Source organism: Treponema sp. OMZ 840 (genome assembly GCF_050937815.1).
In the GTDB taxonomy this organism is placed as follows: Bacteria; Spirochaetota; Spirochaetia; order Treponematales; family Treponemataceae; genus Treponema_C.
Genome location: NZ_JACDIJ010000002.1, coordinates 425,169 through 437,479, shown reverse-complemented (window position 1 = coordinate 437,479; position 12,311 = coordinate 425,169). Strand labels below are relative to the sequence as shown.

The window sequence follows — 12,311 nt, the reverse complement described above, 5'->3', positions numbered from 1 at the left end:
TTCCCGATTTTTTTATAGGAGATATATATGAAATTAGTGCTTATCCGCCACGGCGAAAGCGAATGGAACAAGCTGAACCTTTTTACGGGCTGGACGGATGTTGAATTGTCCGAAAAAGGACAGGAAGAGGCAAAACAAGCCGGCATCACCTTAAAAGAAGAAGGTTTCGACTTTGACGTATGCTATACGTCCTTTTTAAAGCGTGCAATCCACACCTTAAACTTTGCCCTTTTATCGATGGACAGAGAATGGCTTCCCGTCATTAAAACATGGAAATTAAACGAGCGGCATTACGGCGCGTTACAGGGTATGAACAAGGCCGAAACCGCCGAAAAATACGGCGAAGAACAGGTAAAGATTTGGCGCCGTTCGTTCGACATTACCCCTCCCCCGCTTGAAGAAAGCGACGAGCGCAGTCCCCGCTCGCAGGAACCCTACCGCAGTGTAAAAGACAAATCGGTTTTACCCTTAACCGAAAGCCTTGAAACCACAATTGCACGCGCGGTTCCCTACTTTGAAAGCGAAATTAAGCCGCGTATGCAAAAAGGCGAACGCGTACTCATCGTAGCCCACGGAAACTCGCTTCGCGCTTTGGTAAAGTATTTTGAAAACTTAACCAAAGAAGAAATCCTTGAAGTAAACATTCCCACCGGAGTACCCCTCGTATACGAGTTTGACGACAACTTTAAAGTGCTCGGCAAAAAATATCTGGGAGACCAAAAAGCGATTGCCGAAAAAATGGCCGGCGTTGCAAATCAGGGAAAGAAAAAGTAAACAACGGCGAACCTACCAGTTTAAAATAAAAACGGGACTGTTAAAAGCGCAGCAAAGCGGCTTTCGGCAGTCCCCTTTTTATATACGCAGCGCACCGACCCGCAGGGGGCTATACGCATGCGCAGTTTCGGATTTTATTCTTCCGTAGAAAGGCTGCCTTTTTTGGGGCGGGCCTTTGCATAGGCGAACAAGAGGAGGGTTCCCACAACACCGGTTGCGATGGAGTTGAGCAATGCGGCGGTTGCACCCTGAACAAAAACCAGATTAACCGGTTCTTTGTAAATAACGATATCCAAAACGGGGGCGACCAAAATCCATGCAATCACGTTTGCACCGATTTGAATCAGGTTAAACACCAAAGCATCTTTAGCGGAAAATATTCCCTCATCGGCTCTTAAAAATTTATAGGAAATACCCATTAAAAAACAGGCGATAAAGCTGGCGATAATCCAGCTCCACCACGGAGAACCGTATTGGATGGAGTCGTTCAGGGCATGACCGATAAAGGCGATAAGACCGCCGGCGATGGGGCCGAATAAGGCTGCAAAAAAGCCGCCCAAGCCGTAGGCAACCTGAAACGATGTTTCGGGGATTCCGCTGGGAACCTTAACATACATAAAGAGTACCATAAAAAGGGCGGCACCCAAGCCGGTTGCAACAATAGTTTTTGTTGTAATTGCAAACAATTTTTTCATATAAACCTCCGATACGGAAACTGTAAGAAAGTAAAACTCTCTTTATCCATTCAAACAGAATATATGCCCAGTGTCAAGCAGAAAAATCAATGCGAAAATTCGACCGTCCAATCGGGGCCGAAGCCGGCATTGTATTGATTTTTAAAACTGCCGCGCGATACGGCCAAAGCAATACGGAGCAATTCATTATTGTAAATAATGGGCTCTTTTTCTTGGGCAAAGCCGAAACTTTGATGAAACAGCACTTTTTCGTCAAATACCTGAACGCCTTTGTGAAAAATCCGAAGCCGCACGCGCTGACCGTACGTAAAGCCCTGCTCCCGGAACAGTTTAAGCGGAATATTCGTCCACAAGTTGCCGAAATTGGGGTCGTCTATTTCAAAGATACCCTTAACGCAGCCGTCTTCAACGACAGGTTCGTGTATCGTATGTTCTTTGATTTCTTCAACCGGATAGGCGGGGCCCACCTGTTCGAACGAGATGATACCGGATGCAAGGCGGGCGGCGCAATAGCCGAAAAGGTCGCGGCCGTGAAAGATGGCAACGCCTTCGGTTTTTTCGTTGCGAAGGCGGTTTACGCTTTCGTCGATTTCGCGCACTTCGTCTATCCCCATAAAACGCTTAACGTGCGTAAGGCTTCCGTTATCGGGCGTTACGACATAATAGCCGTTTGAAGTTTTTGCAACACAGGCTTTGCGCGCGGTTCCGACTCCCGGATCCACAACGGAAACGTATATTGTTCCCTTGGGCCAAAAGTCCAAGCTTTGAAAAAGACGGTAGCTTGCGCTCCACGTATCGAATTGGGGCAATTCGTGAGAGCCGTCCATAATTTCGAGGGAAGAATCGACCGTTTTTACAACACCGTACATCGATGAAACGGCACCTTCCTTATACGTAAAATCGGTTTGAAACACCAAAACGGGTTTGTTTTGCATAATACATCCTTCTTAAATAAAAATTTAAATAAAATCCTTTTTACCCTTTTACAAAGGGATTAAAAAAACGCGATTGATTTATAAATACACTGATACATAAGGACAAAACCAACACAGCGGCTCCGAAAACAATGGATATAATGTCGCCTTTTTTGAGCGGACGGGCGGCATACCATGTCCGTTTTTTTCCTTTACCGAAGCCCCGTAAATCCATCGTATTGCTTATCGTGTCGATTCTGTCCAGCGTGGAAAACACAAGGGGAACAAAGATATTCATAATGTTTTTTATACGCTTAAAAGGCTTTTCTTTTTTGGATAAATCGAGTCCGCGCGTTTGCTGGGCGGCCGAAATATTTTCGTAGTCCCGGATTAAATCGGGAAAATAGCGCAGCGTAAGCGAAAAAGCATAGGCGGCCTTATACGGAAGCCCGATACGGTTTACCGAAGCCGCAAACTCGCTGGGATTTGTCGATAAAAAGAAAATAATGCCCAAAGGCACAACCGAAGCGTATTTGAGCGTTTTTGTAATTTGATACAAAAGCTGTTCCTGCGTAACTACGTAGCGGCCGCCGAACGAAAAAAGGTCGTGGCGGCTTCCGTATATTTCGGTGCCGTAAAGCGGGCTGAACAAAAAGGTAAGTACAAAGTTTAATCCCAAAAAAACGGTAACGTAAATCAGCATAAGTTTGATTTGAGAAAAGCGTATATCGGCTTTGCGTATAAGAATAAAGGAGCACACCAGCACACCTGCAATAAAGCGGATATCGTATGAAAACATAACCGCAAAGGTCATGCAAAAAAAGCAAATGAGCTTGGTGAGGCCGGAAAGGCGGTAAATAAAATTATCGCGTTCGATGTAATCAAACAGTTTTGCTTTCACGCAAAGCCTCCCGTTCATAGTCGATAAAGTTTTGCACAAAGCGCTGGCGGTCGGCAATGCCGGCTTTTTCCGCCAATGTATATAAGGAAGTAACTTTTAGATTCGCCTTGTCCGCAACATCGCTGTCGGTTAAAGCGCTGACGGCATCCGAGTCGAGTAAAAGATTTCCGCCGTGTAAAACAAGGCTTCGCGGCGTATATTCGAGCATAAGGTGCATATCGTGGGTAATCAATATAATCGTTACGCCGCGCTCATTCAGCGAACGGAGGAATTCCATAATGTCGCAATAGCGGCGGTAATCCTGACCGGCGGTCGGCTCATCCAAAATAATCAGTTCGGGATCCATTGCCAGCACGGAAGCTATCGTAACCCGTTTTTTTTGTCCGAAACTGAGGGCCGAAACGGGCCAGCTTATAAAGGGAGCAATACCGCACACCGAACAGGCATGATGCACCTTGTCCTTTATTTCGTTTTCGGGAATCCCGTTAAGGCGAAGGCCGAGGGCAACTTCATCGAAAATCATCGGCTTGCAAAGCATTTGATTCGGGTTTTGCATAACAAAGCCGATGTGCCGGCTGCGCTCCTGAATCGTCATATCCTTCATATCGGCGCCGTTAAAAAACAGGCTTCCTTCGCTTTCGCAGACAATACCGGTAATCACCTTTGCCAACGTACTTTTACCCGCCCCGTTTGTTCCGACAAGGCTGACCATTTCTCCTGCACGGATACTGAAATTGATATTGTCAAGCACTTTGGCGGAGCGCGGCGTATAGCGGAAACTTAAGTTTTCACAGCGTAAAATTTCCGTTCCGCCGGGTTTTGCCGGTTTGGGCTTTAAGCTTTTATCCCATGCAATCAGTTTATTGCGCACCGCCGGAACGTCGAGGGTTTCGATTCTGCCCGCATGCAATGTTTCGGTAACGGGAATGCCGGCACAGCGCAAAGCCGTTACATAAAGCGGTTCGCGGATACCGAAGGGCGGCAAAACCGCTTGCGCCATAACGGAGTCGGCACTCATATCGGCGGCGATTTTCCCGCCGTCCACAACGATAACGCGGTCTACCGGGCGGTGCAGCACATCTTCTATACGGTGCTCGATAATAATAACGGTTTTGTGATATCGGCGGTGAATGTCGTCAATCAATTCAATGGCAGTCTGCCCCGTTTTAGGGTCAAGGTTTGCAAGAGGTTCGTCAAACAGCAAAACGTTTACATCGTTTACCATAACGCCTGCAAAGGAAACGCGCTGCTTTTGGCCGCCTGAAAGCTCATAGGGCGAAGAGGCTAAAAAGTTTTCCATGCCGACAAGGGCGGCCGTTTTGCTTACCGTTTTTTTCATATCGGCAAGCGGCATACATTCGTTTTCGAGGGCAAAGGCTATGTCTTCGCCCACGCTCAAGCCGATAAACTGACCGTCAGAATCCTGCAATACGGTGCCGACTTTTTTGGAAAGCTTAAAAACGTCGAGATCGGCCGTTTTTTCACCGCATACGGTTAAGCTGCCTTCTACCTGTCCCTTATACGAAAAGGGAATAAGGCCGTTTATACAGTGCCCCAGAGTGCTTTTTCCGCTTCCGCTTGCACCGACAATGAGCACCTTTTCACCCTCATATATTGTAAGATTTATATCTTTCAGCGTCGGTTTTGCCTGTGCAAAATACTGAAACGAAAAATCGCGGAATTCTATAACCGGCTTTTTTGCAGCGCTCTGCGTTTCTTGTGCGGACATAGGTTCAGTTTGCGGCACATTTGTGCTCTTTTTGCAGCGTTATAGTCCAGCCTGCACCCGTTCCGACGCCGTAGGCTTTTGAAAAGTTGCCCTGATTGATCGCAACGGCTATGTAGTCGAGGCTGTTGACATAAACAAGGGCTTCACCGACATAAACGGCGTCAAAGGATTGGGCATAGCGCAGCGTATTGCGGTATAAAAGCCGCGTCGAGTTTTCGATAATCACGTCAACCTTGTCGCCGTATTTTATACCGAGCGAATTAAAGGTTGTGCGCGGCACATTTGTCCATAAGCTTCCGAAGCGGACATCCAAAACATCGATACTGCCCTTTACCGAATCTTCGGTTTTAACGGGCGGACTCATCGGCAATTCCACAACCGAATCGACATCAACGCTCGGGCCGACTTGTTCGTAGCTGATAACGCCGGAAGCAAGGCGGGCTCCCGTGTACGCGTATATATCGCGGCCGTGAAAAGTGTAGCTTTCGCCGGAATTGGGCAGGCGGTTTACGCTTTCGTCTATAATGCGCGCTTCGCGCACCGAGCTTAAGCGTTTGATATGGGTAAGGGTACCGTTATCGGGGGTAACGATGTACTGTCCCGCCTCGGTTAATACGACAATGCTCCGCCGAGTCGAACCCACTCCCGGATCGACAACGGAAACGAAGACGGTTCCCTTGGGCCAATAATTGACGGTTTGAATAAGGCGGTACGAAGCTTCCCAAATATTATATTGAGGGATATTATGCGTAACGTCGAACACTTTTATGGATTCGTCTACGCTGTAAGCAACGCCGTACATAGCGCTTACCGCGCCGTCGTCGTAGCCGAAATCCGATTGAAACACCAAGGGTTTTCCCATACATCCTTCCTATAGTATTATGACAAAATAATGATTTTACCATAGTACTATAGGGCGCAATCAGGGTCAAGAGCGGGAGAAATACCTATATTTCGAGTAATCCTTTTTGTTTCATTATTTCAAATACGCTGTGTTCTCCGAGAAAATGTCCGGCACCGGCAAAGATAAATGTCGTACCGTCCTTTTTAAGATAGTTATCGATTTTATCCGCCCATTCGATATTCCGTTCGGTAAAAAGAAGGTTAATATAGTGCCGTTTATATTCTTCCGAAACACCCGACGGCAGTGTAGACTTTTCGAATATAAATTTTGAAAGGCCTTCTTTATCATTGTTCAAATACAATTCCCGTAATGTGCGTATAAGAGAAACGGCCGTATTCGTATCATGCAAGTCCCGTATTGAACCGCGCAATACTTGCAGTTGTTCTTCAAAAGTGCCGGCCGACAGTACATCAAGCTGACGGTCGGCCGTTTCAAGTGCTTCGATTTTTCTATCCTGCGCCCGATTTATAAGATAAAGGTCAATACCGTCTGCAGGATTCAACTTCGCTTCCTGCGAAACCAGTTCTCCGAGTACTATATTAAGAATCCACGGATTAAATACAAACATAGATTCGGCGGTTTTTTTTCCCAAATTTTCATATAAAAATTCTATTTCGCTTTCCGATAAAAAAACTGCCAGATTTTTTTCCGGTTCTCTGTTTATATTTTTAATCATTCGTTCTTGTAATTTGACGACAACTGCAAGCAACTCATCTTTACCGCCCAATTCGCTTACCAATGTATCGGCAGAATCGAAAGCGTTTAAGACTTTTTCTTCCAACGGATAAAAAGTTTTATCGGCGAAATGTATCGTTCCCAGTATGTATACGGATCCGGCAGAATTTTTCAGCTCCCAAAAAAAACGTTCGGGATGTTCAATCAGCACCGCTTTCGTCTTAACCGGCGCAGTTGTCGTACAACTTATAAACGCAAAACAAAAAAGCAGCGATATAAAAACTTTTTTCATTAATCCGACCCTGTTCATTGCGGCATCCTCCACAATAAGTAATGATAGGCATGTTTGCCGGCGAAACCCCTGTATACAAGCTCCGCACCGTATAAACGGAGTATATCATGACCGGTTTGAAGTTACAAGCCGGCCGTTATGTTTTTCACAAAATCTGCGGAAGCCCTCTAAAACCTTCAGTTTTAGAGAGAACCACTTTTAGAGGGAAACACATATATGTACATTCGCAGCCTTTTAGCTTACAATAGAGGCTATGACAAAAACAAACGCTATGCGCATTTTGGAAAGGCTGAATATACCCTATACGACGGCAGAATACGAGGACAATACCGAACACAAGCTTGAACTCGGAGCGGCAAACCGCGTGGCCGAAAAAACAGGCCTTGACCCCGAATGCGTTTTTAAAACGATCGTTATGCAAAGCGAATCGAAGGAAATACGGGTATTTTGCGTTCCGGCGAATAAAGAAGTAAATCTTAAAAAAGCGCGCAGCTTCTGCGGTGCAAAAAGTTTGGAAAGCGTAAAGCCTGATTCTCTTTTGCAGCTGACAGGCTATGTGCGCGGCGGCTGTTCTCCCATCGGAATGAAGCGCCGCTATCCGACCTTTATCGATGAAAGCGCCTTGATGCACAAAACCGTCTATGTAAGTGCAGGGGTGCGCGGCATCCAGCTTGGACTTTCGCCCGAAAATCTGATACAAGCCTGCGGTGCACAAAGCGCCGACTTGACACTCGACTGACAGGTCTTTAAGCCGACGGTTCACCCTGCTCTTTTATTGGCAATAAGCCGGCCGCAGTTGTCCGCACCGCTTAGGGCTTAGCCGGTATTGCTGCGCCGGCTTGCAATACCTTTGGAATCCGGCCTATACAGCTAATAGCTGTATGTTCAATGCAGCTTTATGTCCTCTCTAACTCGAAGTCGTATCTACTTTGTCGTCATAGTTAAAACCCCCGACCAATTCTCTGGAACACCCGTTTTTATGAATTCTTGGCAGCGGGTTGCAAATACTTGAGAAGGGCCGTCTTCAGGAAGAATATGAACGGCGGTTTCAAACAGTTTTTTTGCGCCTGCAAAATCCTTTTGCAAATAGCGGTCCAAACCGGCATGAAAAACTTTTACACACTCGATACAGTCATCGCTTAACTCCGCTTTTACTCCCATAATATTATATAACTGTACGGGTTTTTCAATTCCGATAACACGTACCCGATCCAACCGGCGCCCTAACAGCGTTCCCGCCTTGGAACCGGAATTTGCCGCATCCCATGTGGATTCGGATGCCAAAATCCATGAAGAATAGGATTTATTAACACCTTCAAGCCGGGCGGCAAGGTTAACATCGTTTCCCATAATCGTATAGTTCATCTTCATATCGGTTCCCATATTGCCGACAACCATATTTCCGGTATTTATGCCGATACGGGTTTGTATCGGCATAGGCAGCATGCCGGCTTCCTTCAAACGCCGGTTCAAAAGCACTTCGGCTTCTTTCATGCGTACGGCGGCAACACAAGCTTGCCATGCATGATCTTCTACGGTAATAGGTGCGCCGAAAAAGGAAACGATGGCATCTCCGATATACTTATCTATCGTTCCTTCATGTTTCAAAATGATATTGCTCAAATCGGTCAAATATTCATTTAAGATATTAACAAGTTGAACCGGTGTTACCTTTTCGGACAATGTGGAAAAGCTTTTAATATCGGTAAACAAAGCGGTAATATTTTTTTCTTCACCGCCGAGGGTGAGTTTTGTCGGGTCATTAACGATTTCGTCTACAACCTTTTCGGACAAATATGTGGAAAACGCACGGCGTAAAAAGGTTTTATCCTTTTCGGCGGAAGCAAAACGGTAAAGGGAGGTTCCTATATAGGATAAAACAACCGCTAAAAACGAACCGACAAGGGGGGTATATATACCGAATTGAATCAGCACAAAGGCAATCAGCGGAACGCCGACAATCCCCGTTACACCGATAACGTTCAAAGCTTTAATATTTATTTGCCGATCAAAAAAAACAATAATAAAAAGCAATAATGCGTAAAATCCGAAGGAAACATACCACGGCAGGGGGAAAATAAAACTTCTGTTTAAAATCGTGTTCAATACGTTGGCGTGAGTACCTATATTCGGGTATTGCCCTTGGAAGGGGGTAGTTCCCAAGTCCGTCGAATTGCTGGCCGTATGTCCGATAATGCACACTGCCCCCGAATACAATGTTTGCAGTTCGGCAAAAAGGCTGTTGTATTCCTTTAAATATGATGCAAGTTTTGTAAACTTATCCGACACGAGAGAACGGATTTCATTAATTTCGTCACGATTTTCATCATTTACCAATTCATCCAAAACCGACAGAATTTCCTGCTCGTAAACAGGGTCGGTCAATTCGGCGCAATCGGTGAAAAAAGCCTTTCGGCGCTCAAAATAATCGTTATAAAGCGGATCCGTACGCGACGGCACTTCGGTATTTTTAAGGAGCATACCTTTTGTTTGAAGCAAATCCGCATACGTGTCGAGCAGATAATGTGCCGCGTCGTAATAACCGAGCATAGTACCGCCCCGCCCCAAACGGAATCCGGCAAGACTTTGGAGTATCGAAACAATCGTTTGTTCTTTTTTATCCAAATCATACAAAAAAAATACCGATTCGTTTTTAAAGCTGTTGCGGAACGTATCGGGTATCCAATTTATCAACATGCGGCCGTTCGAATCGAGCGGGATTCGGATATCTTTGCGCTGGTTTTCTCCGGGGAAAAGAGCATCCTTTAAAATAAGCGCATTTTTAGTACGCACAAGACTATCCGTTTGCAGCATAGTTAAAAGGGGCGCAAAAACAAGCTGCGGTATATACAAGCCCTCGCTTTCATGTAAAAGCTCTATGCGCCGCCGGGCACCGTCGGAATCCAAAACAACATTGGTAAAACCGGCCCCCTGTGCTTGTTCCATTAAAACAAAAAGAGCAGGCGTCATTTTACGTGTCAACTGCTGCTGCGATAAAAACAAATCGTTTTCATGAGCAATAAGACCCGGCGGCGCCGTTACCGTATGCAGCAAAATATTTTTCCGAACATAATCGATAAGTTCGTCGGAAACGACAATCCCCATATCGCCGGCATTGACGGTAAGCCAAGTGTCGCCGAAAAAATGAATGGTTTGTGCAAAATATAAATCATTGTCGCGCGACAATTTTCCGACAACGGCATCCTGCAAATCCCTGAATTCCGGAGCAACATAAGACGATATTAAATCCTGCGCCGTTTCAGGAGCATATGCTGCGGGCAAATCGCCGCGGGCAACGGCTGCGGACAATTCCTGTATGAGAGAAGCAATGTTAAGTTCCGATTGTTCGAAGCGCTGCGGCAAAGATTTTTCCACGACAGGATCGATGCCCCGCTGGGAAGGGGATACGTATTCAATATCGAATACGGCTTTTTTTGCCCCCAGTTCCCGCATCCTGATTAAGGCATCGCCTAAAATATCGCGGCTCCACGGGAACGTTCCTATCTCTCCGATAGAAGCATCGTCGATGGCGACAATTAAAATATCCTCTTGTTCCGGAACAGCCGGCTTTACAGCCAAAAGAATGTCGTACATTCTTAACTCAAGCTTTTCGAATATTCCGGCAAAGGATCCGAGGGCGGTTAAAAAAATCACCCCCACACAAATTAAAATTTCCGGTCTGATCAAAACTGAAAAAAAATGTTCTTTTCCTTGCTTTTCCATACTTTTTAGTATATCATATATATAGACCGAATGCAGGAGGAAATATGAAAAAAAGTATATTTTTTAGTCTTTTTTTAGGCTTTTTTTGTACTTTAGCCGCAGCACAGTCTGCAGAAAAGGTTACCGCGATGATTGATGCAAAAGAAATATCGTTTAATCAGGCCGCATACTTTGCATCAAGCTATCTGGGACTAGGCAAAGAAGACATGAATGAATCCGAAGCGGCGGCGGCTTTAACCGATTTTATTTCTTTTAAAAAACTGAAAGATAAAAACCGCCCTTTAACGGTGGAGAATTTTGCATATATGTGCGTAAAGGTATGGCGAATTCCCGGCGGTATAAATTATCGTATTTTTAAATCTCCGCGTTATGCACTGAGAGAAATAAAAGCACTCGGCTTTATACCCGGAAACGCCGACCCCGATGCCTATATAACGGGTAGAGAAGCTTTGTATATAATGAGTAAATGTGCAAACTATGCGGAAAGCAAAACCGGTAAGGAGGCTGCAAAATGAAATCTTATACCTTTTATAAATCTTTTCTATTAGTCTTTTTCTGCGCAGCACTTACCCTTCCCGTACAAGCCTTTGATTGGGGCGGTTTTTTATCGAACAATACGGGCATGACCGGTAATTTACATAACGCCTATTTTAATCAATCGAACAAACTGACCCTTTGGATGCGCGTTCCCCTGCCCGAAACGGCCAACTCGTATTTTACGGCGGAAACGTATTATGCATATGACTATTCGGGAAAAAACAAAGAATTTTCCCATGTATGGGATTTAAACCTTTTTAAGCTCAGTGTGGCGCATGAAGAAGGTCCGGCAAAATTAACATTCAATTTAGGACGGTTCGGCATACGGGATCTAAGCGGTTTGATACTTTCCCAAACGGCAGACGGGATGGAGCTGAATATTGCCGGAAAAGCGTTTTCGGCAAAAACCTATATCGGTTTTACGGGTCTTTTGAATAATAAAACGACAAACATGGCGGCGGCAAATCCTGAACATAAAAACCTGCACGTATATCAAGCTTCTCCCGCCATATTGATCGGAAACATATTCTTTTCGTTCCCCCGCCTCTTTGCACAACAAACGCTGTCCTGTGAATTGTATGCAATGACGGGAATACGAAATCCGACGTTCTTTTTAACGGCAGCGCTGAACGGTCCGATTAAAGGGCCGCTATTTTATATAGCTTCAACTTCGTGGGCTTTGACAAAAAGCAAATTTTCAAATATCTCGTCGTTTGAACTTACCGCCTTTATCCCCGTACGTTCTTCGATGGTATCTTGGCGCAATATTTTTGCAACCGGCAGCGCAGGACGGTATATCGGCGATTTTACGCCCTTTACTTTAATATCCGCAAACATGGATTCGTCGATAAAATATGCAGGCTATATTAAAAGCGGTATCGTCGGCTCAATACGTCCGATACAGCCCATTGTCGTCACCGCCGGCGTAGATGCATTTTTTAACGTTATGAATAAAAACAAAGCAAAAGGGTTCTCCGGCATGCAGTGGCAAACGGCGCTTCGTTGGCAAATTATGAGCGATTTCCAAGTTTCCTGTGCGGCAGGGCAATTCTTTGACTGGGAAAAAAGGCGGGGCTTACCTTATACTTTCGCCAATATAAAAGTATTGTACAGTTTTTAATATTCGGATCGGAAAAAACCGATATCCGACAGACGGTTAAGCCGTCA

11 protein-coding genes are annotated in these 12,311 nt (G+C 45.4%); 4 read left to right on the top strand and 7 right to left on the bottom strand.

Features of this window, described 5'->3' with window-relative positions:
• The first annotated feature begins 27 nt into the window (after nucleotides 1-27).
• A complete protein-coding gene (gene gpmA, locus H0R92_RS05400) occupies nucleotides 28-774 on the top strand; it encodes a 2,3-diphosphoglycerate-dependent phosphoglycerate mutase (protein ID WP_432961880.1) in 747 nt (248 codons plus the stop codon).
• A gap of 134 nt (nucleotides 775-908) precedes the next feature.
• Here the strand turns inward: gpmA and H0R92_RS05395 are convergent, their stop codons facing one another.
• The 6 genes from H0R92_RS05395 to H0R92_RS05370 all read right to left on the bottom strand — a co-directional run bounded on the left by H0R92_RS05395 (nucleotide 909) and on the right by H0R92_RS05370 (nucleotide 6,902).
• Nucleotides 909-1,469: an ECF-type riboflavin transporter substrate-binding protein gene (locus H0R92_RS05395; RefSeq protein ID WP_432961878.1), complete on the bottom strand. Its 561-nt coding sequence runs from the start codon at nucleotides 1,467-1,469 to the stop codon at nucleotides 909-911.
• Nucleotides 1,470-1,555: 86 nt separating this feature from the next.
• A complete protein-coding gene (locus H0R92_RS05390) occupies nucleotides 1,556-2,404 on the bottom strand; it encodes an SAM hydrolase/SAM-dependent halogenase family protein (RefSeq protein ID WP_428769222.1) in 849 nt (282 codons plus the stop codon).
• 40 nt (nucleotides 2,405-2,444) lie between these two features.
• Nucleotides 2,445-3,284: an energy-coupling factor transporter transmembrane component T family protein gene (locus tag H0R92_RS05385; RefSeq protein ID WP_432961875.1), complete on the bottom strand. Its 840-nt coding sequence runs from the start codon at nucleotides 3,282-3,284 to the stop codon at nucleotides 2,445-2,447.
• On the bottom strand, nucleotides 3,265-5,013 hold the full coding sequence (locus tag H0R92_RS05380) for an ABC transporter ATP-binding protein (protein ID WP_432961873.1): 1,749 nt from the start codon (nucleotides 5,011-5,013) through the stop codon (nucleotides 3,265-3,267). The genes H0R92_RS05385 and H0R92_RS05380 overlap by 20 nt, the downstream gene beginning before the upstream one ends.
• Before the next feature lie 4 nt (nucleotides 5,014-5,017).
• Entirely contained in the window at nucleotides 5,018-5,875 is an 858-nt protein-coding gene (locus H0R92_RS05375) for an SAM hydrolase/SAM-dependent halogenase family protein (RefSeq protein WP_432961872.1), read from the bottom strand.
• Nucleotides 5,876-5,960: 85 nt separating this feature from the next.
• The gene (locus H0R92_RS05370) at nucleotides 5,961-6,902 is read right to left on the bottom strand and encodes a TraB/GumN family protein (protein ID WP_432961870.1); all 942 of its coding nucleotides are present in this window, start codon (nucleotides 6,900-6,902) and stop codon (nucleotides 5,961-5,963) included.
• 235 nt (nucleotides 6,903-7,137) lie between these two features.
• Between H0R92_RS05370 and ybaK the strand changes: the two genes are divergently transcribed.
• Nucleotides 7,138-7,623: a Cys-tRNA(Pro) deacylase gene (gene ybaK, locus H0R92_RS05365; protein WP_432961868.1), complete on the top strand. Its 486-nt coding sequence runs from the start codon at nucleotides 7,138-7,140 to the stop codon at nucleotides 7,621-7,623.
• Nucleotides 7,624-7,808: 185 nt separating this feature from the next.
• Here the strand turns inward: ybaK and H0R92_RS05360 are convergent, their stop codons facing one another.
• Nucleotides 7,809-10,607, bottom strand: a complete 2,799-nt coding sequence (locus H0R92_RS05360; RefSeq protein ID WP_432961866.1) for a CHASE2 domain-containing protein — start codon at nucleotides 10,605-10,607, stop codon at nucleotides 7,809-7,811.
• Nucleotides 10,608-10,651: 44 nt separating this feature from the next.
• Here H0R92_RS05360 and H0R92_RS05355 point away from each other — a divergent pair, with 44 nt between their 5' ends.
• Both H0R92_RS05355 and H0R92_RS05350 read left to right on the top strand, forming a co-directional pair.
• Nucleotides 10,652-11,122 (top strand): hypothetical protein, encoded by a 471-nt coding sequence (locus tag H0R92_RS05355; RefSeq protein ID WP_432961864.1) that lies wholly within the window; start codon nucleotides 10,652-10,654, stop codon nucleotides 11,120-11,122.
• On the top strand, nucleotides 11,119-12,264 hold the full coding sequence (locus tag H0R92_RS05350) for a hypothetical protein (protein WP_432961862.1): 1,146 nt from the start codon (nucleotides 11,119-11,121) through the stop codon (nucleotides 12,262-12,264). Before H0R92_RS05355 ends, H0R92_RS05350 begins: the two co-directional genes overlap by 4 nt.
• Nucleotides 12,265-12,311: the final 47 nt, after the last annotated feature.

Coding starts and splice junctions, on each gene's coding strand:
- gpmA (WP_432961880.1), top strand. CDS start 28: ATGAAATTAGTGCTTATCCGCCACGGCGAAAGCGAATGGAACAAGCTG.
- H0R92_RS05395 (WP_432961878.1), bottom strand. CDS start 1,469: ATGAAAAAATTGTTTGCAATTACAACAAAAACTATTGTTGCAACCGGC.
- H0R92_RS05390 (WP_428769222.1), bottom strand. CDS start 2,404: ATGCAAAACAAACCCGTTTTGGTGTTTCAAACCGATTTTACGTATAAG.
- H0R92_RS05380 (WP_432961873.1), bottom strand. CDS start 5,013: ATGTCCGCACAAGAAACGCAGAGCGCTGCAAAAAAGCCGGTTATAGAA.
- H0R92_RS05375 (WP_432961872.1), bottom strand. CDS start 5,875: ATGGGAAAACCCTTGGTGTTTCAATCGGATTTCGGCTACGACGACGGC.
- H0R92_RS05370 (WP_432961870.1), bottom strand. CDS start 6,902: ATGAACAGGGTCGGATTAATGAAAAAAGTTTTTATATCGCTGCTTTTT.
- ybaK (WP_432961868.1), top strand. CDS start 7,138: ATGACAAAAACAAACGCTATGCGCATTTTGGAAAGGCTGAATATACCC.
- H0R92_RS05360 (WP_432961866.1), bottom strand. CDS start 10,607: ATGGAAAAGCAAGGAAAAGAACATTTTTTTTCAGTTTTGATCAGACCG.
- H0R92_RS05355 (WP_432961864.1), top strand. CDS start 10,652: ATGAAAAAAAGTATATTTTTTAGTCTTTTTTTAGGCTTTTTTTGTACT.
- H0R92_RS05350 (WP_432961862.1), top strand. CDS start 11,119: ATGAAATCTTATACCTTTTATAAATCTTTTCTATTAGTCTTTTTCTGC.